Origin of the sequence: Mesorhizobium sp. M7A.F.Ca.MR.362.00.0.0, from assembly GCF_004023175.1 — a bacterium.
Classification (GTDB): domain Bacteria; phylum Pseudomonadota; class Alphaproteobacteria; order Rhizobiales; family Rhizobiaceae; genus Mesorhizobium.
On record NZ_RZTF01001241.1, the window covers coordinates 1 to 214 of the forward strand.

Sequence of the window (214 nt, forward strand, 5' to 3'; positions counted from 1 at the left end):
AAAGTATTTTTCCATTGTTTTTCTGCCTCTGTCCGCGGTGCTGTAAAGCCGAGAGGGGTTTGGTCGAATTTTGAATTGATGACATACAAATGATTAGCGGAAAGTTTTTGAGAGCTGAAGATATTGTCATTTTCATCATGAATTTCGGCATAATGAAAGGCGACTGCCTGGAACAGGCGGCTGTCTCGTTCGACGACCGTCTTATGCTCTGTCA

Annotated in this window: 1 protein-coding gene; it reads right to left on the bottom strand. The window is 43.5% G+C overall.

All coding sequences use genetic code 11. From position 1 onward, the window contains the following. A partial coding sequence (locus tag EOC06_RS40715; protein WP_206631528.1) for a hypothetical protein occupies nucleotides 1-214 on the bottom strand: 214 nt, incomplete at both ends.